The sequence below is a fragment of the Lacinutrix sp. YIN62 genome (genome assembly GCF_057219185.1).
In genome coordinates this window covers 122,178-144,678 of the sequence record NZ_JBXVVH010000005.1, presented here as the reverse complement: position 1 = coordinate 144,678, position 22,501 = coordinate 122,178, and the positions used below count along the sequence as shown (strand labels likewise).

Here is a 22,501-nt window from a genome sequence, read left to right as displayed (position 1 = left end):
GTATTTGGTATAACATTACGTTAAATTGTGAAACTTTTTAATAGTATTTCTCTTTATATTATAATTGATAGATTTTAAAATTTACAACACAACCAATGCGCTTCCCGATTCTTGGGATGCTATGCCTAGTAACGACATTTTCTTAAAACGTTCGTTTTTGAAAGCACTGGAAACTGCATCTCCGAAAAATATTTTTTCTTATTATTTATGTATTTATAAAGAAAATAAATTAGTTGGTATTGCCATTATACAACGGGTAGAAATGTATTTAGATGACGTTTTTAGACCAACAGCATCACCCAATTTAAAACAACTACTAAAGCAATCCGTTTCAAGAGTAGTTAGAGGCAATGCCTTAGTTATTGGAAATTTAATGCATACAGGACAGCACGGTATGTTTTTTTTGAAAAATGAGTTATGCTATAAGGATTACTTAATTGTCGTTTTTAATGCCTTAAAAAAGCTTCAAAGTGACATAAGGAAACAGTACCATAAAAAAATACGAATTATCGCTTTTAAAGATTATTTTGAAAGTGATAACATTCATAAAAACATAGCTTTTTTAAAAAGTAACCATTTAGTAAAAGTACAAGTACAACCTAATATGTTATTACAGCTTTCTAAAGATTGGGTTACTACGGAGAACTACGTTAACGCATTTACAAAAAAATATAGAAAGCGATACCAAACAGCAAGAAAACGACGCAGCTCTATTGTTTGTAAAGAGTTAAATATAGAAGCAGTTAAGTGCTATGAAAACCAATTGTTTCAACTGTATAAAAATGTATCAGACAATGCCAGAGTGAATTCTTTTATATTACCTAAGCATCATTTTTTTAATTTAAAGGAAGAATTAAAGACTAATTTTAAACTCTTTGGTTACTTTCTAAATGATGAATTGATTGGTTTTTATTCTTTAATATTAAATAATAGAAGCTTAGAAACCTATTTTTTAGGATACGATACAGCCTTACAAGCTAAGCATAAAATGTATTTAAATATGCTATACGATATGGTTGATTTTGCTATAAATAATAAGTTTAAAACCATTGTATATGCAAGAACGGCTATGGAAATAAAGAGTTCTGTTGGTGCTAAACCATATGCTATGACTATTTATGTGAAGCATACTCATAATTTTATAGCAAACGCTATTTTAAAATTTATGGTAAAGTATTTAAATCCTGTACAGCATTGGACAGAAAGAAATCCATTTCCTTAACAAACAAGACCTTATTTTAAATAATATACCATTTACAGCAGGAATTTTTAAGCATAAAAAAAGGCAGCCACTTTATAGTACTGCCTTTAATTATTTCTTTTATAAACCTTAGTTAAGGTGAATTAACTAGTGAATTTATTCTTCTTTTTTTAATTTCTTGTTTAATTTTGCTTCTTTCATAGCTTCTCCAATTTCATTGCTAGCAGCAAAACTAGCGACCATATCGTTTAACATATTACTTCCTGCTTGTGGTGAGTTAGGTAATAAAATTAAGTTACTATTGGTTTCACCACCAATAGCTTGTAAAGTATCATAATGCTGTGTTACTACAATAAGAGCAGAAGCTTCTTGAGAATTAATACCAACTTTATTAAGAACTTCTACAGATTCTTCTAAACCACGTGCTATTTCTCTACGTTGATCAGCAATACCTTGACCTTGTAAACGTTTACTTTCTGCCTCAGCTTTCGCCTTTTCAACGATTAAAATACGTTGTGCATCTCCTTCATATTGTGCAGCAGTTTTTTCTCTATCTGCAGCATTAATTCTGTTCATAGCTTCTTTTACTTGTGCATCAGGATCAATATCGGTAACTAAGGTTTTAATAATATCATACCCATAATCCAACATCGCCTCATTAAGCTCAGACTTTACAGCAATAGCAATATCGTCTTTTTTTAAGAATACATCATCAAGAATCATTTTTGGTACTTCGGCACGTACAACATCAAAAACATAAGATGTGATCTGATCGTGTGGATAATCTAATTTATAAAAAGCATCTTCTACTTTCAATTTAATTACTTTATACTGCACAGAAACTTTTAAACGTACAAATACATCATCCTTAGTTTTGGTTTCTATAATAACATCCAATTGCTGAATTTTTAAACTTAACCGACCTGCGATTCTATCAATTAATGGAATTTTAAATTGTAATCCAGATTGACGTATGCTTTGAAATTTACCAAAGCGTTCGATAACAGCGGCTGTTTGTTGTTTAACAGTAAAAAAGGCGGATATTATAATAAATAATCCAAAAACGGCAAGAGCTCCAAATAGGTACATAGATTTTATTTTTAATGGTTAAAAAAGGAATACTAAATTAAGTTTTATTTACGCACATATGCTTTATTATATATGAAAAGATGCACAAATTATCTTATTAGTAGGAATAACTATAGGTTTTGTTACAAACTCTTTTTTATAATCTAGAAATTATAAAATACAAACCATTTAGTTTGTCTCGAGGAGTTATCCAGATTTAAAATTTTTAATACAAACAAAGTAGAGGGCTGTTTTGGTTTTTTTTTCAGTAAATAAAAGAAATTCAAGCGTCTCAATTAACACTCGAACTCTAGTATTGAAGGAGAAATAAAAGTGCTAGTGAGCTCCTCCTTATAAATTGAACAATTTTGAACTAGAGCATTTTTAATAGGTTAATGAATAATTTTTTTGATTTATGTAATAATGAAACTAAATTTAAAAGACTCAATAAATGCTTCGTTTAATAGTAATGATCACCTATTATTTTATATATTTTAATCAAACTAGTATTTAAAATATTTTCGCCATTACATATAAATTATGAAAAAAATCTTTTACTCATTAATTACATTGTCAATATTCTCATGTTCTAATAATTCTGATATAGAAGTAGACCAAGTAGCTAATTCTAGACTAGAACAAGAATTATCAAATATTACCAAAATATCTGAAGGTAAAACAAAGGAACGTAAAAGCAGTTTCAATATATCTGGTAAAAATGTAACAGATATTTATATTTCATCTATAAGTAAAATATCTAATTATATTCAAAATAATTCAAGTATATCAAATGTCAATAGAATTAAAATAGATACTAATCTTAGTTTTAGAGGAGGTTTCATATTCACATTTACTGTATGTTTTAATTAAAAAAAGCGACCAAAAGGTCGCTTTTTTTTATAAAGTTTGAACTAGTTTTTCAAGCCTTTTAATCGTTTCATTTTTTCCAATCAAAAACATAATATCAAAAATATCTGGACCTTGTAAAGCACCTACTAGTGCCAGTCGTAACGGCATCATTATTTTACCAAAGCCTATTTCATTAGAGGTAATCCAAGTTTTTACTTCTTTTTCAAGCGCTTCTACTTCAAAAAGATTACTGTTAGTTATAACTGCTATCAAATCCGTCATTAAAGTCTTTGTACCTTCTTTAAATGCTTTTTTAGCGGCTTTTTCATTATAACTGCTAGGCGCTATAAAGAAATAGCTACTCAGTTCCCAAAAATCACTTACAAAGGTGGCACGTTCTTTTACTAAGCCAATAACTAATGCAATATAACCAATATCAATAGTGGTGAGTTCCGGATGTAAGTTTTTAAAGGTTTCTGCTAAATCATCATTAGTTCTATTTTGCATATAGTGATGATTAAACCATTTGATTTTATCAGGATCAAAACGAGCTCCGGCTTTGTTTACACGATTTAAATCAAAAGAAGCAATCAATTCATCTAAATTAAATAATTCTTGTTCTGTTCCAGGGTTCCAACCTAGAAAAGCTAGAAAATTAACAACAGCATCTGGAAAATACCCGGATTCATTGTAACCCATAGCAATAGAACCATCTTTAGGATCTTTCCATTCTAATGGAAAAACAGGAAATCCGAGTTTATCACCATCACGTTTACTTAATTTTCCTTTCCCTGACGGTTTTAAAATTAATGGCAAATGTGCAAATTCAGGAGATTCCCAACCTAATGCAGTATATAATTGAATGTGCAAAGCTAAGGACGGTAACCATTCTTCTCCACGAATTACATGCGATATTTCCATTAAATGGTCATCTACAATATTTGCTAAATGATAGGTCGGCATACCATCACTTTTAAACAAGACTTTATCATCTAAAATATTGGTGTCTATTTTAATATTACCACGTATTAAATCTTTTAAATTTAATGTTTCGTTTTGTGGTGATTTAAAGCGAATCACATAATTATCGCCTGCTTTCAATCTAGTTTCTGTTTCTTCAGGAGAGAGCGATAATGAATTATTTAATGTTAATCTGTTATGCCAATTATAGATGAACGTTTCCTTATTTGCTTCATATTTAGTCCTTTCAGTATTTAATTCTTCAGCAGTGTCAAAAGCATAATAAGCATGTCCACTAGCTATTAATTGATCGGCATATTGTTTATATAAATGTTTGCGTTCACTTTGTCTGTAAGGACCAAATTTTTCGTTTTTATTAGGGCCTTCATCAAAAGGGATGTTGCACCATTCTAATGCTTTTATTATGTAGTTTTCAGCACCATCAACATAACGATTTTGATCGGTATCTTCTATTCTTAGAACAAAGGTACCATTATGTTTTTTGGCAAATAAATAGTTGAAAAGTGCAGTGCGCACACCTCCAATATGTAAAGGTCCTGTAGGACTTGGTGCAAAGCGCACTCTTACGGGTTTAGACATGGTTTTGTTTTTAATAGTTGCAAAGATATATTGATAAGTGTTAAGATGAAAGATTGACGGCACTTGATTTATAAAATCAAGGTAGAAGTTTGATTACGCAAGTTTTTTTATCAACAAAAAACTAACTTTTATACAATATACGACGTGTAATACTAAAAAATAATTTTTAAATTATCATAATAGGGTTGTTATTAACTAAGTTTTATCAAATCTTGTTAATAACAGATAAAAATAAAATTGTAGTTTAGTTGATAAAACTTTTTTGGCATCAAACTATTTTGGTTTCTAAAATAATTAACCTTTCCATACAGTGAATAATTTTAACAATATACAATCCAAATTAGAGCAATTTATAAGAAAATATTATACCAATGAGCTTATTAAAGGTATCATTCTTTTTTTTAGTATTGGATTACTTTATTTCTTACTCACATTACTTATAGAATCTTTGCTATGGCTAAATACGTTATCTCGAACCATTTTGTTCTGGTTGTTTGTACTTGTAGAATTAGGATTATTCTACAAATTCATAATTATTGCATTAGCTAAATTGCTTAAAATTAGGCGAGGCATAAATTATGAAGAGGCTTCTAAATTAATTGGAAATCATTTTCCTAATGTAAAGGACAAGCTATTAAATGTACTACAATTAAATGCTAGCCAAAAAGATTCTGAATTATTAACTGCTAGTATAGATCAAAAATCTAAAGAGCTCAAACCCATACCATTTAAACTTGCTATAGATTTCAAAAATAATATCAAATATTTCAAATATACCATTATTCCTTTATGTATAATTTTGTTCAGTATAATTTTTAATAAAATGCATTGGTTTAGTGAGAGTTACGAAAGAGTATTACATTATCAAACAGCTTATGAACCACCAGCACCATTTCAATTTTTTATTTTAAATTCAAATTTACAAACCACTGAAAACAAGCCGTTTAAATTAATAGTTAAAACTGCAGGAAAAATAGTTCCCGAAACTGCACAAATAAATTTCAATAACGAAAGTTATTTTCTTAAGCAGGTACAACCTGGGGCTTTCGAATATGTATTTGAGCAACCCATGCGGGACATTACCTTTAGCTTATCGGCAAATAATGTAAATTCAAAACCGTATACGCTAAAAGTAATTGAAGTGCCTACGTTATTAAGTTTTGAGATGCTTTTAGATTATCCTAGTTATACTAGAAAAAAAGATGAAACTTTAAAAAGTACAGGAAGTGCTATAGTTCCACAAGGAACAAAAGTTATTTGGAAGCTAAAAACTAAAGCGACAGATCATGTTTTTATGTATGCGGAAGATACGCTTTCTTTTAACAAGGAAACTAAAAGTGATTTTGTAGTTTCTAAACAGATATATAAGAATTTTGATTATAGTATTAGTACAAATAATAAAACTCTTAAAGATTATGAAAATCTAGCATTTAACATAAATGTAATTAAAGATTCGTATCCAGAATTAAAAGTAAAATCTGAAATCGATTCCTTAGATAAACAATCACTTTATTTTTACGGTCAGGTAAGTGATGATTACGGATTAACAAAATTGCAACTTGTTTATTATCCAAGTGATAATATTCAAAATAAAGATTACGTAAATATACCAATTGCTAAATCTAATTTTGATGAGTTTGTTAGCGCTTTCCCAAATAATTTAAATATTAAAGAAGGCATTAGTTATGATTTGTATTTTGAGGTTTTCGATAATGATGGTTTAGCACAAAATAAACGTGTAAAAAGTAAGGTGTTTAATTATAGAAAACGAACTAAATCAGAGGAGGAAGCGAAACAATTAAATGAGCAAAATGAAACCATTCAAGACTTAAGTAAATCTTTAGAAAAGTTTGATAGTCAAGAAAAAGCTTTAAAGCAAATCTCTAAAACACAAAAAGAGAAAAGCGAATTAAATTTCAATGATAAAAAGAAATTAGAAAACTTTATTAAACGTCAAAAGCAACAAGAGCAAATGATGAAGAAGTTTAATAAAAAGCTAAAACATAATCTTGAAGATTTTCAAAAAGAAAATGAAGAAAATGACCAATTTAAAAAGGATTTAAAAGCACGATTAAAAGAAAATGAAGCACAGCTAAAGAAGGATGAACAACTCCTAGAAGAATTAGAAAAATTGAAAGAAAAAATTAACAAAGAAGAACTTTCAAAAAAGCTTGATAAACTGTCCAAACAAAATAAGAATCAAAAAAGAAGTTTAGAGCAAATGCTTGAGCTTACCAAGCGCTATTATGTAAGTAAGAAAATGGAAAAGATAGGCAATGAATTAGATAAACTAGCTAAACAACAAGATTCTTTAGCAAATGAAATAGAGAAGAAAAACACAAAAGAAAAGCAAGATAAACTTAATAATAAGTTTGACGAGATAAAGAAACAATTGGATGATTTGGAAAAAGAAAATCAAAATTTAAATAAACCAATGAAACTTTCAAGAGATAAAAATAAAGAGGATTCGGTTAAGGAAGAACAACAAAAAGCATCTCAAGCATTAGATAAAAAAGAACAATCCAAAACAGAAGCTCAAAAAAAGGAAAACAATCAAAGTGCAAAAAAAAGTCAAAAGAAAGCCGCCCAAAAAATGAAAGAAATGGGTCAAAAAATGCAAATGCAAATGGGACAAGGCGGCCAAGAAGCGATGCAAGAAGATGTCGAAACGCTTAGGCAAATATTAGATAATCTTGTAGTTTTTTCTTTCGATGAAGAAGCTGTCATGAAACAATTCAAAAGTATAGATATCGATCATAATGAATATGCCTCTTATTTGCGAAAGCAAAAAGAATTACGTTCACATTTTGAGCATATAGACGATAGTTTGTTTTCGTTATCATTACGGCAACCAAAAATTTCTGAAACCGTTAATAAGGAAATTTCCGAAGTTTATTTCAATATTGATAAAGCACTTGATCATCTATCAGAAAACAATGTGTATTTAGGAGCATCTGCACAGCAATATGTTATTACTGCAGCGAATAATTTGGCTAATTTCCTTAGTGATACAATGGACCAGATGCAAGATCAAATGGGGATGCCATCACCAGGTCAAGGCGAAGGTGGAATGCCTTTGCCGGATATTATTATGAGTCAGGAAGAACTTAATAAAATGATGGAAGAAGGAATGAAAAAAAGTGGCGAAGGCGATCCTAAAGAAGGAGCAGGTGAAAAACCAGGCGATAAGGAAGGACAAGGAAAAAATGAAGGTGATAAAGGAAAAGCAGGCGAAAAAGGTAAAGCTGGTGATAAAGGAAAAGGTGAAAAGGGGAGTACAGGTAAAGGATCTAAAGAAGGCAATAATGGTGAAGGTAATGGGACTGGTGGTGATCAAAAAGGAGGCGATGGTTTTAATGAAGATGTTAATGGTGAATTGTATAAAATATACCAACAACAACAATTGCTAAGGCAAGCTTTAGAAGAACGTTTGTTAAAAGATAAGCTAAGCGGTAAAGGCGTTAATATACAGTCAAAAAAAATAATCCGTGAAATGGAACAAGTAGAATTGGATTTAATAAACAAGGGGTTTACTAACCAGACACTAAGTAAAATGATGAATTTACAACATCAATTACTTAAACTTGAAAATGCTACATTTCAACAAGGACAAGATTCAAAACGGAAATCAGAGTCCAATAAAAAGGAATATGGGGCTAAAGAAGTTAATCAAATCAATAGGGCTAAAGAATATTTTAATACAACTGAAATCTTGAACAGACAAACACTACCTTTGCAAGAAGTTTATAAAAAGAAAGCACAAGAGTATTTTAAAAAAAAGAATGATTAATTTTAATTACGAAAGCGAATTTACGTTAGAAAATGAAACGGTTATATCCCAATGGATATCTAAAGTAATAGCTGCTGAGGGCTGTACTATTGAAGAGATTAATTATGTGTTTTGTGACGATGATTATTTACATAAATTGAATGTGGAATTTCTTAATCATGATACCTTAACAGATATTATCAGTTTCGATTATTCAGTAGGAAAAATTTTACAAGGTGATATCTTTATTTCTGTAGAAAGGGTAAACGATAATGCTAAAGATTTTGGTGTGCCGTTTGAAGAAGAACTAAGTCGAGTAATTGTACATGGTGTTTTACATTATTGTGGTTATAAAGATAAAACTGAAGCTGAAGCTGAAGAAATGAGAATGAAGGAAAATCTCTATCTTAATGCTCTTAAAACAGATTAATAAAATCAGCGTATATTTGTAAATTGTTCCACGTGAAACATGTTAATGTTTCACGTGGAACAATAGGGTAGTTCCACGTGGAACTATGTGTTTTTATACGAAAGTGGGTTTTAATATGAGTTTGTATTAAGTTATTTGTGTTCGTTTAGATCGCGTTTTTATATTTAAAAAGTAGTTTATGTTTAATGAAATATATGATGTAGTTGTTGTAGGTGGAGGTCATGCTGGAAGTGAAGCAGCAGCAGCAGCAGCTAATATGGGGAGTAAGACTTTATTGGTAACAATGAGTTTGCAAAATATTGCGCAAATGTCATGTAATCCCGCCATGGGTGGTATTGCAAAAGGTCAAATAGTGCGTGAGATAGATGCCTTGGGAGGTTATTCTGGGATTGTAAGTGATACGTCTGCTATTCAATTTAAAATGTTGAATAAGTCCAAAGGACCGGCAATGTGGAGTCCAAGGGTTCAAAGTGATCGGATGCGCTTTGCAGAAGATTGGCGCTTGCTTTTAGAAAAGACTGATAATTTAGATTTTTATCAGGATATGGTTTCTGGATTGATTATCGATAAAGAAAAAGTAGTTGGTGTAAAAACCTCTTTGGGTATTCAGATTAAAGCTAAAACAGTAGTGCTTACTAATGGTACTTTTCTAAATGGATTGATTCATATTGGGGATAAGAATTTTGGTGGCGGAAGAGCAGGTGAGAGAGCTGCTACAGGTATTACGGAACAACTCGTTGATTTGGGTTTTGAGTCAGGAAGAATGAAAACAGGGACGCCACCGAGAGTAGATGGTCGGTCTTTAGATTATTCTAAAATGATAGAACAACCTGGGGACTCAATGCCAGAAAAATTTTCGTATTTAGATTGTACTAAGGCTTTGACAAAACAACGTTCTTGCTATATGACTTATACTAGTGAATTAGTACATGATTTATTACGTGAAGGATTTGATCGTTCACCTATGTTTAATGGTAGAATAAAAAGTTTAGGTCCTAGATATTGTCCTTCTATTGAAGATAAGATTAATCGTTTTGCAGATAAAAATAAACATCAATTATTTGTAGAACCCGAAGGTTGGAACACAGTTGAGGTTTATGTTAATGGATTCTCTACTTCGTTGCCAGAAGATGTTCAATTTAAAGCCATGCGTTCTGTTGTAGGTTTTGAAAATGTTAAGTTTTTTAGACCTGGTTATGCTATAGAATATGATTATTTTCCGCCGACACAGTTAAAGCATACTTTAGAAACGAAACTAATAGATGGTTTGTTTTTTGCAGGACAAATTAATGGTACAACTGGATATGAGGAAGCCGCATCACAAGGTTTAATGGCTGGTATTAATGCAGCTTTAAAAGTTCAAGAGAAAGATTCTTTTATTCTTAAGCGTGATGAGGCTTATATAGGTGTTCTTGTGGATGATTTAATTACTAAAGGAACAGAAGAGCCTTATAGGATGTTTACTTCTCGGGCAGAATATAGAACATTACTTAGGCAAGATAATGCAGATTTTAGACTTACGCCAAAAGGGTATGCTTTAGGGTTAGCAAGTGAAGCGCGTTTAAAAAGAATGGAGTACAAGCAAGAAGAATCCAAAAAATTTGTACAGTTTTTTAAAAATACAAGTGTTACACCAAAAGAAGCTAATCCTGTATTAGAATCTAAGGGGTCTGCAGTAGTAAAGCAGCAAGGTAAAATGTTTAAACTTTTTGCTAGGCCTAATATTGCGATAGAAGATGTGCGGAAATTTGAAGCTGTTGAAAATTATATCGCAGCTAATAATTTGGATAGGGAAGTGATTGAACAAACTGAGATACAAGTTAAATATTCTGGATATATAGATAAAGAAAAAAATAACGCAGATAAGTTGATGCGTTTAGAGAATATTAAAATCCCTAAAAATTTTGATTACTCAAAATTAAAATCCATGAGTATGGAGGCAAGGGAAAAATTAAACAAAATTCAACCAGTTACCATTTCACAAGCATCACGAGTTAGTGGTGTATCTCCTAGTGATATTTCTGTGCTTTTAGTGTATATGGGAAGGTAAAGTTATGTTATTTTATTTTAAACAATAATATGATATTTTAAATTATGTTTTTACTATTTAAGTTGTTTTTTAAGTTTTTAAAATTGTGTTCCACGTGGAACGCTTATGAAAAATAAGAATGTTTTTTGAGCCTAAAAAAAAGTGACTAAATATAGTTTTTATGTATTTGCTAAGTGGTATTTTAATAAAAATAGAAAGTGTTTTGTAATAATATGGAATTCTTATTAAGATCTGTTTGTAAATTAAAACAGATCTTATATGTTTTAATCATACATGTATGGTTTTAATTTAAAGCCAGTGCTTTATTTTAAATAATTATTCTTAAAGTGTGATGTTGTAGTCTTCTAATAAATAAAGTCAATAATAATAAGTAATTAAAATAGGTTAAAAGATATTTTTATAAATAAAAAGAATATATATTTCGTGAGTAAAAAAGAAAAAACATATATTACTGTAAAGGATTATTCTGTTTCGGGAGAAGAATTTAAATTAGTTTATAATTCAGAATTAGATTATTTAGAAACAAAACCTAAGCCAGTACTCGATAAACTTCCAGATTATTATAAAAGCGAAGATTATATTTCTCATACAAATTCTAAGCGTAATATTTTTGAGAGAGTCTATCATAGTATTCGCCAAATTTCTTTAAAACGTAAATTAAAATTAATTAATTCATTTAATTCAGAAGAAAAGACACTTTTAGACATTGGTTGTGGTACAGGTGCTTTTTTAAAAGTCGCAAAAAATAATAACTGGAATGTCTCTGGTGTAGAGCCTGATGTTAATGCTAGAAAAATAGCAGGGGATTCTATAAATAAATTAGTGTATAATACAGATCAGCTTTTAAAATTTAAAGAAAACAGTTTCGATGTTATTACATTATGGCATGTTTTAGAACATTTACCAAATTTAGAAGAACATATTTTAATTTTTAAAAAAATATTAAAACCTAATGGCGCTTTGGTTATTGCTGTTCCTAATTATAAAAGTTATGATGCGCAATATTATAAAAACTTTTGGGCTGCTTACGATGTACCGAGACATCTTTGGCATTTTTCTCAAACTTCTATTAAAAATCTGTTCGAAAAGGAAAATTTTAAAGTAAATAAAACGCTTCCCATGATTTTTGATGCTTTTTATGTAAGTCTTCTTTCTGAAAAATATAAAAATCAATCAATGAATATATTTAATGCTTTTATTGTAGGAATGTGTTCGAATTTTAAGGCAAGGCGCTCTGGAGAGTATTCTTCATTAATTTATATCATAAAAAATGAGTAAAAGCTATTTTAAGGCTTTTTTAGAGTGTTTAAAGTTGTTTTCTGGGTTTTGTATTAAGTTTTTTTTAAAGTTTCTTAGAATACTTTGTATGGATTTGTTTTTTATAAATAATATTTATTATAAGTATTTAAAGGTATAGTAAAATGTTATACTTTGTATATCGGTTGATTTTAAGCTTTAATAATCCTAACAACTTTTATATTTTTGCGCAACACTTAAAAATATAAAAAATGAAGAATTTAATTTTAGCCGCTTTTGCAATTTTAACATTAGCCTCTTGTCAACAACAAAAAATTGGATATATAGATAGCGGGAAAGTTATTAATGAATTTCAGGAGAAGAAAGATATAGAAGAAAAATTTAAAGGCAAAGACGAGGCTTTTACAAAAAAAGCTGATAGTATAGGTAGAAATTTTCAATTAGAAGTTCAAGCGTATAATACAGAGCGTTCAAAAATGAATGCTAATGCGATTAAAGCGAAAGAGCAAGAATTAGGTCAAAAACAACAAGTTTTACAGCAACAAATGCAATTTGAACAACAACAGTTGCAAAAGGCATTTCAAGCAGAAATAGATTCAGTAATTGTTAAAGTGAAAGATTTTGTAAAAGATTATGGTAAAACGAATGGTTATAAGCTTATTTTAGGGACTAACGATGCTGCACCTAGTGTATTGTATGGTGCAGAAGAAGATGATTTATCGCAAATCATTTTAGATGCTCTAAATGCAGAATACAAGAAATAATAATTAAAAAATATTATTAAAAATAAAGCCCTTTACTTAACTAAGTAAAGGGCTTTTGTCATTAAATCAAATCAAAAATAATCATACTTATTTTAATATTATTTCATATTTGATTCCTCACTTTTTTGTTATTAAAACTTAATAACAGTTTTTCTTTTTCATATTTTTTTATAAAAAGGGGTTCTTGCATTATTTTTTAGAGAGCGTATTTATCTGTTATACTTAATAAACAGGTTAGAAGATAAATACCCTAATTTTATTTTATTTTATTTAGATTTGGTACTTCCATCATTTAAACAATATTATGGATCATAAATCTGTTTGCGATAAGAAAAATTATGAAGTTATTTTTAATAACTATTCTCAATCTATGCGTAATTACATGTACTATAAATGTGGTGATTTAAGTCAAGCAGAAGATCTTGTTCAAGAGGCTTTTATTAAGTTATGGAAAAACTGCAAAAAAGTGATCTTTAAAAAGGCAAAATCGTATCTTTTTACAATTGTAAATAATGCGTTTTTAAATGAAGTTGCTCATAAAAAAGTGGTTATAAACTATCAAAAATTAAACCTTAGAACTAGCACAAATGAGTCGCCAGAATTTTTGCTCGAGGAGAAAGAATTTATGATGCAATTAAAAGCAGCTATAGGTAGTTTACCTGCAAAGCAGCGCGAAGTATTTTTATTAAGTCGCATCGATAAAAAGAAATATACGGAGATCGCAGAAATTGTAGGTATTTCTGTGAAGGCTGTAGAAAAAAGAATGAGCCAAGCTTTAATTATACTAAGAGAAAAAATAGGAAACATATAAAAAAGTAGGGTAAAACGCATGATAATTGTTTTATAAATAAAAATAATAGGTGTATTAAATATGGGAAGAGAGTATTTAGATGATACTTTTTTAGCTAGATGGGCGGCTGGCGAATTATCTCCGGAGGAACTTATTTCGTTTAAAAAGTCAAAGGATTATTTTAAGTATAAAAAAATAAATAAAGGCGCTCAATTATTAAAAGCTCCTTTGTTTGATAAGCAAACTAATTTAGTGAAATTATATAATGCTTTAGACGGTGATAGAAAAAGCTCTAATGTGTTAAAAAAAATATCTAATTGGGCTTATACTGCAGCAGCTATTTTAATTATTTCTTTTGGCCTATTTTTTTTACAAGATAAAAATAAACTCTACAAAACTCATTTTGGAGAACAAGCAGTAGTTATATTACCAGATAATTCGAAAGTATATTTAAATGCTAATACAGTATTAGAATTTAATGAAGATAATTGGAAAGCGCATAGGGATATTGAGTTTAACGGAGAAGCTTTTTTTGATGTAGAAAAAGGTGCTGTTTTTAAAGTAAATTTTAAGCATGGTATTGTTGAAGTTTTAGGCACAGCATTTAATGTTATTTCTAGAGACGGTTATTTGGAGGTTCAATGTCATAAAGGACGCGTGAAAGTTTTAACGTTTCACAATAATGATACAGTTATTTTAGACCATGGTGAAGCAATACGAATCGTTAATAATACTAACGAAAATTGGCGTTTCAAGGAAGATAAGCCTAGTTGGTTGTTAGGAGAATCATCTTTTAAGAATACACCATTATCCCAAGTTATAAGTGCATTAGAAAGTCAGTACGGTATTCAATTTAATGTCTCAAATGTAGATGTTAGCAAACGTTATACAGGAAGTTTTACGCATAGCAATATATCACTAGCAATGCAAACTGTTTTCAAACCTATGAATATCGCTTATATAGAAGTGGAAAATAATATCATTATTTTAAAATAATAATCTTAAGTTTTTTTTGTTAATTTGCTGTTTTTACTTATAATATTTTAACAAAACTATGAGGCTTAAGCTTAGTGTATTATTGTTTTTGTTCTCATTATCTGTAATAACCTCCCAAGAGAAAGCATCTTTTACTTATGCTAATACGCCTTTAGATACGGTTATTTTAGATTTGGAAAAAGCCTACGATATTAAATTATCGTATGATTCTAAACTTATTGAAAATAAACGGTTTAAATACTCTAATACAAACGTAACGCTTCAAGATGTTTTAAAAGCTATAGCGACTCAAACAGGGTTTAAAGTACAAAAAATTTCAGAGCGCTATTATATAATAAATAAAGCAAGTGCTCTTAAGCTTTCAGAAACTCAAGGCTTAGATGAAGTTTTTATAGCAGAATATATAACTTCTGGCATAAGAAAAAAAGAATACGGCTCTGTAGTTTTATCTCCTAGTATTTTAGGGATACTTCCAGGACTTACCGAGCCAGATGTTTTGCAGAGTTTACAGTTGTTACCAGGAGTAAAAAGCCCAAATGAAACGGCTACAGAATTATATATAAAAGGAGGAACACCAGATCAAAATTTAGTGCTTTGGGATGGTATAAAAATATATAATACAAGTCATTTTTTTGGAACCATTTCGATTTTTAATCCTTATATAATAAAGGATGTAAAATTATATGCAAATGGAATTCAATCGAAATATGGTAATAGTATTTCTAGTGTAATAGATATAAGCTCTTACAATGATATCCCTAAAAAAATAGAAGGTGGTTTTGGCTTTAATATGACACACTTCGATTTGTTTTTTAAAAGTCCTATAACAGAAGAAATGGGGTTAATGGTTTCAATGCGAAGATCTTATAAAGATGTTATAAATACATTTACTTTTCAAAAACTTTCAGAAAGTGTTTTTCAGAGTACAAAAATATCTGAAGGAAATACTTTTTTTGACACAGATCCCATAACAATAACAGAATCGTTTTTTAGATTTTCTGATTTTACAGCAAAACTCATTTATAAGCCCAGTCCCAAGGACAAGATAATTATTAGTAGTTTGTTTACAACTAATACATTAGATTATCATTTTTTTAATGAAGATACTTTAGATTCCTCCAGAGATAATTTAAATATTAATAATGAAGGTGTTAGCTTAAATTGGAAACATAAATACAATCATGGAAATTATTTTAAATTGAAAGCTTACGGTTCGTTTTATAGTTTAGATTATTTCGATATTAATTCTTTTTCTGAAGGGTTTAATGAAATATATTCAAAAAAGAATAATGTTAAAAACTATGGAGTTTCTATGCATAATAGTTTGAAATTAAATTCTAATAATGGTCTTAATTTTGGTTATGAATTTTCTAATACTAATGTAGATTATGCTTTTGTATATGATGTATCCGATTTTAACATCAGTGAATTTGCTGAGTTTTTAAATTTTTCTAACTCTAGTAATAATAATAATAATAATGCGTATGTAGAATATGAATACAAAAAGAAAGATGCTTGGCAGTTTAATATAGGTGCTAGAGGGCATTATGCTTCTTTACTTAATGAGTTTTATATAGAACCAAGAATACATTTAGAAAAAAAAATAAATGCAGTGTTAAAGCTTAGGGGATCTGCCGAGCAATTACATCAAACCGTTAGTCAAATAGAAGAATTAGTTTCTCAAAATTTTGGATTGGAAACAGATATATGGGTACTTGCCGATAACAATGTCGCTTCTTTATTAAAAAGCACTCAATTTTCAATAGGAGCGGGTTTTAATAAAGAAGGATGGAATATTGATCTAGATGCTTACCTAAAAAAAAACAAAGGCTTAAACACGCTAACAAGAGGTTTTACAACTTCTAGTTTTTCTTTAGGCGATAGTAATGTTCTAGGAATAGATGTTTTATTGAAAAAAAAGATAAACAACTATCGAAGCTGGTTAAGTTATTCTATTACAAAAAACAGCTTTTCCTTTAGTGCTCTTAATAATGGCGAATCATTTCCCAGTAATTTTCATATAGCAAATCAAATCAATTGGTCTCACAGTTATAATTTAAATCAATTTAGTTTTTCTTTGGGATGGCGTTACCGAACTGGTACGCCATATACAAGGGCATTAAGGCTATCTGATAATGATTTTATGATTGTTTACGATAGCGATATAAATGCAGAACGTTTACCAGATTATCATCGTTTAGATTTCTCTTCAACATATACGTTTAAATTCTCTCAAAAAAGAGATTGGAAAGGGAAAATAGGATTCTCTATATTTAATATCTATAATAAAGAAAATGTTTTGAGTAGAACTTATAGGGTAGGTTTACGACAAGATGGAAATGTGTTAAGAGAAATAAAAAAAAAATCATTAGGTATTACACCTAATCTTGTGTTTCGAGTAGAGTTCTAAAGTGTTTGTATTATTGAATTAAACAGTGGTTTTGATAAAATGTTTAATTAAAAAAAATTATTTTTTATGTAGCAAACGCGTTAATTTTATAGAAAGATCTGTAAGTATTATTTTGGAATTCCCATTTCGCTCTATATGGTAAATAGCATCTTGAAGTTCATTAGAAATGTCTAAAATATTATTATTATGAATGAAAGGCGCGAATTTTTCTAATTTAAATGTCTCGGATTTAATATTTAAATAAACCAATTCATTGGCGCTGTAATTCATTAATAAAGCCTGTCTAAAAACATCCAAGCAAAAATACAAAAACTGTTTTTGTGTTTCTCTCCCTGTTTTAGCAATGTCTTCACTCCAGGTTATTAAATCAAGTATCGCTTCTTTATTTCCTTTGGCTTTAAAAGCCGTTCTAACCCATAAAATGAACCAAGTTTCAAATTGAACATCTTCAGTATCCTGATTCGTTAAACTACATGCTTTATTATAATTTCCGTTGGATTGATGTGCTATTTTTATTGCTAAGTTTTCTTCTAAGTCATGCTGTTCTTGAAGAGTTGTTTTAATATCATTTTCTGCCAATGGTGGAAAATGTATTATTTGACAACGAGATTTAATAGTGCTAATTATTTGTTCTTCATCTTCAGTAACAAGAATAAAAATAGTTTTATTTGGAGGCTCTTCAATAAGTTTTAAAAGTTTATTTGCGGCAGCCACATTCATTTTTTCAGCCATCCAAATCAACATTATTTTGTAGCCACCTTCATAGGATTTTAATGCTAAAGCTTTAACAATGTCTAAAGATTCATCAACTCCAATTTGCCCTTGCTTGTTATCGACTCCAAGTAATTTATACCAATCGAAGAGATTTGCATAAGGCTGTTTAGTTAAAAGCTCTCGCCATTCTTCTAAAAAATGACTAGAAACAGGATGTCTTTTTATTTTTCCGTTGGAAGTAACAGGGAAGGCAAAATGTAAATCCGGATGCGAAAAATTTTTAAATTTTAAATTGCAAGCCGCTTTATTTTCTGTGTCAGAACACAAAACATATTGTGCATATGCCACAGCCATAGCTAAAGTACCAGAACCTTCTGGTCCAACAAATAATTGAGCATGTGGAATTCTGCCATTATCAACACTTTTTGTGAGGTGGGCTTTTATATGATTCTGACCTATAATATTACTAAATGGCATAGGACAAATATAGTTTACATAATAAATAAAAACTATTTTTTTAGTGCTATAACTTGTAAAATAGAAGTTGTAACTTAAAAGCTGAATGAGTATGGTCTTATTTCCATATATTTGAAAGTTTATAAAAACAATGCTTAATTTATTTTTTGTAATACTGTTATTAAAAGAAATACAATAGTGCGTTTTTTTTAAAGAGTTGAATTTTAAAACGATTAATAGATATAATAATTACTAATGAAGACCTTAAACGATTTTAATTTTAAAGATAAAAAAGCATTAATTCGTGTAGATTTTAATGTCCCGTTAAATGAAGCATTTTTAGTAACTGATACTACAAGAATTTCTGCAGCAAAGCCAACGATAATTAAAGTATTGGAAGATGGAGGAAGCTGTGTATTAATGTCTCATTTAGGGCGACCTAAAGGTCATGAAGAAAGCTTTTCTTTGAAACACATTAGAGAAGCCGTTGAAGAGAGTATAGGAGTAGAGACTAAATTTGTTTCCAATTGTGTTGGGAAAGAAGCAGAAGCTGCTGCAAAAGATTTAAAACCTGGAGAAATTTTAATTCTTGAAAATCTACGTTTCCATGATGAAGAAAAAACGGGAGATAAAGGTTTTGCAGAGCAACTCTCTAAATTAGGAGACATTTATGTAAATGACGCTTTTGGAACAGCACATAGAGCACATGCATCGACTACTATTATTGCCGATTTTTTTCCAAATACTAAATGTTTTGGCTATTTATTAGAACAAGAAATAAAAAGTATCGATAAAGTAATGCGTACTGGAGAAAAACCAGTCTTAGCTGTATTAGGAGGTGCTAAAGTATCTTCTAAAATAACCATTATAGAAAATATTTTAGATAAGATTGATCACCTTATTATTGGTGGAGGAATGACCTTTACTTTTATTAAAGCACAAGGCGGTAAAATAGGAAATTCCATTTGTGAAGATGATAAAATGGAGATGGCTTTGGATATTTTAAGACTAGCTAAGGAAAAAAATGTAACTATACATTTACCATTAGATGTTGTGGCAGCAGATGCTTTTAATGAAGAAGCAAATACAAAGATTATGGATGTTATGTCTATTTCCGATGGTTGGCAAGGCCTTGATGTAGGCCCGAAATCTATTGCTAAATTTAATGAGGTTGTAATGCGATGTAAAACAATACTTTGGAATGGGCCGTTAGGTGTTTTCGAAATGAAAGCTTTTGCTAATGGAACGATCGCTTTAGGTAATTCTATTGCAGAAGCAACAAAAAAAGGCGCTTTTTCTTTAGTCGGAGGAGGTGATTCTGTAGCAGCAGTAAAACAGTTTGGCTTTGAAAATAAAGTGAGTTATGTTAGTACAGGAGGTGGTGCTATGTTAGAAAGTTTAGAAGGAAAAACATTACCTGGAATAGCAGCTGTTTTAAAATAAGAATAGTTTTAAATCAAACAATGAAACTAAAGTATAGATACATTACAATTGAAATAGATTTTTATTAATGGGGAAACATAAGTATAAAATGATATGCTTTATTGTTATGATTTTTGGACAACTATTATTTGGTCAAGATTCGTTGCAAATCAAAAGCAATAAACTTAAGGAGACAGAATTAGCTACCAATAAAAATGAAAGTGTAGACAGTATTATTGATGGAAAGACAGCTTTTAAAACAACTATAGAAACCATAAAACCTTTAGATTCTCTAAAAAAGATGCAAGATCATGAATTTGCAGCTAAGATAGATGAAAAATGGATGAAGGAATTGTATGGAACTTCTCTTTTTGACACTATTTATAGAGATGTTACAGGTTTAAAATACGATGCTGTTTATTACCCAGAACTCTCTACAGATACACTTAAAGCTAGATTAGAACGCTTAAATGCCAAAACACCTTTTAACGTTGAATATAATCCTGGTTTAGAGAACGTCATAAAATCTTTTTTAAAAAACAGACATCACTCTTTTGAACGTTTAATGGGGTTGAGTAAATATTATTTTCCAATGTTCGAACGCGAGCTAGATAATTATAATATTCCATTAGAAATGAAATATTTAGCTATTGTAGAGTCTGCATTAAAACCAAGGGCGAGATCTCGAGTTGGAGCAACAGGCTTGTGGCAATTTATGTTTGCCACAGGAAAGCAATATGGATTAGATGTTAGCAGTTATGTAGATGAGCGGAGTGATCCTATTAAATCTACAGAATCGGCAGCAAAATATTTAGCCAAGCTTTATAAGATTTTTGGAGATTGGGATTTGGCTCTTGCTGCGTATAATTCAGGGCCAGGTAATGTAAGTAAAGCGATTAGGCGTTCTGGAGGATATCAAAACTATTGGAATATACGTCCGAATCTTCCACGTGAAACAGCTGGATATGTGCCTGCTTTTTTGGCGACGATGTATATTTTCGAATACGCAAAGGAACATGGGTTTATCCAGCATAAACCGCAATTTAATTATGTGGAAACAGACACTATAAGAGTAAAACAAATGATAACTTTAGATCAAGTTTCTGAGTTTACTGGCGTTAAAATGGAAGTGCTTCAGTTTTTAAACCCTGCTTATAAACTCGATATTATACCCGTTATAAAAGGTAAAAATTATACATTAAGATTACCGAGAGCAGTTATAGGTGCATTTGTAAACAATGAAAATGAAATGTATGCTTTTGCTAAAGCTGAGTTTGATAAACGAGAAAAGCCATTGCCACAATTATTGAATGTAGATACAAAAATTCGATATAGAGTTAAAAGTGGTGACTATTTAGGTAAGATAGCTAGAAAATTTGGTGTAAGAGTTAGCCAAATCAAAAAATGGAATGGTTTAAGGAGTAATAATTTAAAAGTAGGACAACGTTTAACTATTTTTCCTAGAAATCCATCAGGTGCCCTAAAAAAGGGCGTTACTAAGCAAAAGGCGAATTCAAAAAACTATAAAGGCAAAACGTATAAAGTTAAAGCTGGAGACTCTTTGTGGAGTATTGCACAAAAATTTCCTGGAATTTCTGTACAAAATATTAAAGATTGGAACGATATTAGTAGTAATAACTTAAAACCTGGAATGATACTAAAGATTTCTAAGAGTTAAATGATTTAAAAAAACATATAAATTATGCGAAAATTACTTTTAATAGCTGTGACTATGCTATTTATAGTGGCATGTAAGGAAGACAATAAAAAGAAACGAACAATTCTTCCAGAATCTTCAGGAAAAATAAACAGTTTGTCTATGGTTATAGATAATGAACTATGGGAGGGATCTGTTGGTGAAACCTTACGAGAAGTGCTTACAGCGCCTGTAGATGGTTTACCTCAAGAAGAACCGCTATTTTCTATAAACCAGATACCCCCGCAAGTGTTCTCAGGTTTTGTAAGAAGTAACCGGTCTATAATAAAAATTGAAAAAGGAACAGAAACAGGGATTAAGTTTCTAGAAAATCGTTATGCAAGGCCACAACAATTAATTATTGTTAGTGGCACAAGTATTGCTGAGATTAAGAAGGAGATTAAAAATAATGCTAAACGTATTGTAGATGTTTTTAAGGCAGGAGAGACAAAAGAATATCAACGACGTATAGCCATATCGTTGCATAATACAGATAATATCAAGGAAAAACTAGGACTTAATATTCGTTTTTCTAAAGCCTATAGAATTGCAAAAGAAGACGATAATTTTTTCTGGATTAGAAAAGATATTCCTACAGGAACGCTTAATTTAATGCTTTATGAATTGCCTTTAAAAACTATTAATAAAGAGCAAAATATCGTAGACCAGATTATAAAAATTAGAGATTCAATAGGTGCTAAATATATTCCTGGACCAATTGAAGGGAGTCATATGGTTACAGAAATGGCTTATGCACCTTATTTATTTGAAATTACATTAGATGATAAGCCAACACTAGAGTCTAAGGGGATTTGGGATGTAAAAGGCGCTTGGAAATCTGGTCCTTTTGTTAATTACATTATAGAAGACAAGAAAAAGGATAGGATTATAGTAGCTGAAGGTTTTGTTGATGCACCATCAATTAACAAGCGTGAACATGTTTTCGAATTAGAAGCAATGATTAAATCCATTACTATTAATTAAAGATTCTTAAAGTAATTTAAAACGTCAAGTTAAATTACAACCAACAAAAAAACCAACGTATTTACGTTGGTTTTTTATATTATTA

16 protein-coding genes are annotated in these 22,501 nt (G+C 29.9%); 13 read left to right on the top strand and 3 right to left on the bottom strand.

What is annotated here, in order from left to right; genetic code table 11:
- The first annotated feature begins 64 nt into the window (after positions 1 to 64).
- Positions 65 to 1,222: a GNAT family N-acetyltransferase gene (locus tag AC2D8I_RS05045; protein ID WP_484704905.1), complete on the top strand. Its 1,158-nt coding sequence runs from the start codon at positions 65 to 67 to the stop codon at positions 1,220 to 1,222.
- 135 nt (positions 1,223 to 1,357) lie between these two features.
- Here AC2D8I_RS05045 and AC2D8I_RS05040 read toward each other — a convergent pair whose 3' ends face one another.
- The gene (locus AC2D8I_RS05040) at positions 1,358 to 2,290 is read right to left on the bottom strand and encodes an SPFH domain-containing protein (protein ID WP_484704904.1); all 933 of its coding nucleotides are present in this window, start codon (positions 2,288 to 2,290) and stop codon (positions 1,358 to 1,360) included.
- A 519-nt stretch (positions 2,291 to 2,809) separates the two neighbouring features.
- On the opposite strand from AC2D8I_RS05040, the gene AC2D8I_RS05035 reads away from it, so the two are divergent.
- Positions 2,810 to 3,139 carry a hypothetical protein gene (locus AC2D8I_RS05035; RefSeq protein WP_484704903.1) on the top strand — a complete coding sequence of 110 codons (330 nt, stop codon included), beginning with the start codon at positions 2,810 to 2,812 and terminating at the stop codon, positions 3,137 to 3,139.
- A 27-nt stretch (positions 3,140 to 3,166) separates the two neighbouring features.
- Here the strand turns inward: AC2D8I_RS05035 and gltX are convergent, their stop codons facing one another.
- The gene (gene gltX, locus AC2D8I_RS05030) at positions 3,167 to 4,678 is read right to left on the bottom strand and encodes a glutamate--tRNA ligase (protein WP_484704902.1); all 1,512 of its coding nucleotides are present in this window, start codon (positions 4,676 to 4,678) and stop codon (positions 3,167 to 3,169) included.
- Between the two features lie 310 nt (positions 4,679 to 4,988).
- Here gltX and AC2D8I_RS05025 point away from each other — a divergent pair, with 310 nt between their 5' ends.
- The 8 genes from AC2D8I_RS05025 to AC2D8I_RS04990 all read left to right on the top strand — a co-directional run bounded on the left by AC2D8I_RS05025 (position 4,989) and on the right by AC2D8I_RS04990 (position 17,144).
- The gene (locus AC2D8I_RS05025) at positions 4,989 to 8,468 is read left to right on the top strand and encodes a hypothetical protein (protein ID WP_484704901.1); all 3,480 of its coding nucleotides are present in this window, start codon (positions 4,989 to 4,991) and stop codon (positions 8,466 to 8,468) included.
- Positions 8,461 to 8,877: an rRNA maturation RNase YbeY gene (gene ybeY / locus AC2D8I_RS05020; RefSeq protein ID WP_484704900.1), complete on the top strand. Its 417-nt coding sequence runs from the start codon at positions 8,461 to 8,463 to the stop codon at positions 8,875 to 8,877. The genes AC2D8I_RS05025 and ybeY overlap by 8 nt, the downstream gene beginning before the upstream one ends.
- Before the next feature lie 178 nt (positions 8,878 to 9,055).
- Entirely contained in the window at positions 9,056 to 10,927 is a 1,872-nt protein-coding gene (gene mnmG / locus AC2D8I_RS05015) for a tRNA uridine-5-carboxymethylaminomethyl(34) synthesis enzyme MnmG (RefSeq protein ID WP_484704899.1), read from the top strand.
- 423 nt (positions 10,928 to 11,350) lie between these two features.
- Positions 11,351 to 12,205, top strand: coding sequence for a class I SAM-dependent methyltransferase (locus tag AC2D8I_RS05010; protein WP_484704898.1), 855 nt, complete (start codon positions 11,351 to 11,353; stop codon positions 12,203 to 12,205).
- A 230-nt stretch (positions 12,206 to 12,435) separates the two neighbouring features.
- On the top strand, positions 12,436 to 12,948 hold the full coding sequence (locus AC2D8I_RS05005; protein WP_484704897.1) for an OmpH/Skp family outer membrane protein: 513 nt from the start codon (positions 12,436 to 12,438) through the stop codon (positions 12,946 to 12,948).
- 304 nt (positions 12,949 to 13,252) lie between these two features.
- Complete coding sequence (locus AC2D8I_RS05000; protein WP_484704896.1) at positions 13,253 to 13,759, top strand: RNA polymerase sigma factor; 507 nt, start codon at positions 13,253 to 13,255, stop codon at positions 13,757 to 13,759.
- Positions 13,760 to 13,819: 60 nt separating this feature from the next.
- Positions 13,820 to 14,734, top strand: a complete 915-nt coding sequence (locus AC2D8I_RS04995) for a FecR family protein (RefSeq protein ID WP_484704895.1) — start codon at positions 13,820 to 13,822, stop codon at positions 14,732 to 14,734.
- 58 nt (positions 14,735 to 14,792) lie between these two features.
- Positions 14,793 to 17,144 carry a TonB-dependent receptor domain-containing protein gene (locus tag AC2D8I_RS04990; RefSeq protein ID WP_484704894.1) on the top strand — a complete coding sequence of 784 codons (2,352 nt, stop codon included), beginning with the start codon at positions 14,793 to 14,795 and terminating at the stop codon, positions 17,142 to 17,144.
- Between the two features lie 57 nt (positions 17,145 to 17,201).
- Here the strand turns inward: AC2D8I_RS04990 and AC2D8I_RS04985 are convergent, their stop codons facing one another.
- Complete coding sequence (locus AC2D8I_RS04985; protein WP_484704893.1) at positions 17,202 to 18,335, bottom strand: DNA polymerase III subunit; 1,134 nt, start codon at positions 18,333 to 18,335, stop codon at positions 17,202 to 17,204.
- Between the two features lie 234 nt (positions 18,336 to 18,569).
- Here AC2D8I_RS04985 and AC2D8I_RS04980 point away from each other — a divergent pair, with 234 nt between their 5' ends.
- From AC2D8I_RS04980 to AC2D8I_RS04970, 3 genes are all read left to right on the top strand, one after another.
- The gene (locus AC2D8I_RS04980) at positions 18,570 to 19,757 is read left to right on the top strand and encodes a phosphoglycerate kinase (protein WP_484704892.1); all 1,188 of its coding nucleotides are present in this window, start codon (positions 18,570 to 18,572) and stop codon (positions 19,755 to 19,757) included.
- Between the two features lie 106 nt (positions 19,758 to 19,863).
- Positions 19,864 to 21,414 (top strand): lytic transglycosylase domain-containing protein, encoded by a 1,551-nt coding sequence (locus tag AC2D8I_RS04975; protein ID WP_484704891.1) that lies wholly within the window; start codon positions 19,864 to 19,866, stop codon positions 21,412 to 21,414.
- Positions 21,415 to 21,438: 24 nt separating this feature from the next.
- On the top strand, positions 21,439 to 22,416 hold the full coding sequence (locus AC2D8I_RS04970; protein WP_484704890.1) for a DUF4837 family protein: 978 nt from the start codon (positions 21,439 to 21,441) through the stop codon (positions 22,414 to 22,416).
- The last annotated feature ends 85 nt before the right edge of the window (positions 22,417 to 22,501 follow it).

Excerpts from the sequence above, each read along its gene's own strand:
- AC2D8I_RS05005 (WP_484704897.1), top strand. The coding sequence starts at position 12,436 with ATGAAGAATTTAATTTTAGCCGCTTTTGCAATTTTAACATTAGCCTCT.
- AC2D8I_RS04980 (WP_484704892.1), top strand. The coding sequence starts at position 18,570 with ATGAAGACCTTAAACGATTTTAATTTTAAAGATAAAAAAGCATTAATT.
- AC2D8I_RS04970 (WP_484704890.1), top strand. The coding sequence starts at position 21,439 with ATGCGAAAATTACTTTTAATAGCTGTGACTATGCTATTTATAGTGGCA.
- AC2D8I_RS04975 (WP_484704891.1), top strand. The coding sequence starts at position 19,864 with ATGATTTTTGGACAACTATTATTTGGTCAAGATTCGTTGCAAATCAAA.
- AC2D8I_RS04990 (WP_484704894.1), top strand. The coding sequence starts at position 14,793 with ATGAGGCTTAAGCTTAGTGTATTATTGTTTTTGTTCTCATTATCTGTA.
- AC2D8I_RS05035 (WP_484704903.1), top strand. The coding sequence starts at position 2,810 with ATGAAAAAAATCTTTTACTCATTAATTACATTGTCAATATTCTCATGT.
- AC2D8I_RS05040 (WP_484704904.1), bottom strand. The coding sequence starts at position 2,290 with ATGTACCTATTTGGAGCTCTTGCCGTTTTTGGATTATTTATTATAATA.
- AC2D8I_RS04995 (WP_484704895.1), top strand. The coding sequence starts at position 13,820 with ATGGGAAGAGAGTATTTAGATGATACTTTTTTAGCTAGATGGGCGGCT.
- mnmG (WP_484704899.1), top strand. The coding sequence starts at position 9,056 with ATGTTTAATGAAATATATGATGTAGTTGTTGTAGGTGGAGGTCATGCT.
- AC2D8I_RS04985 (WP_484704893.1), bottom strand. The coding sequence starts at position 18,335 with ATGCCATTTAGTAATATTATAGGTCAGAATCATATAAAAGCCCACCTC.
- gltX (WP_484704902.1), bottom strand. The coding sequence starts at position 4,678 with ATGTCTAAACCCGTAAGAGTGCGCTTTGCACCAAGTCCTACAGGACCT.
- AC2D8I_RS05000 (WP_484704896.1), top strand. The coding sequence starts at position 13,253 with ATGGATCATAAATCTGTTTGCGATAAGAAAAATTATGAAGTTATTTTT.
- ybeY (WP_484704900.1), top strand. The coding sequence starts at position 8,461 with ATGATTAATTTTAATTACGAAAGCGAATTTACGTTAGAAAATGAAACG.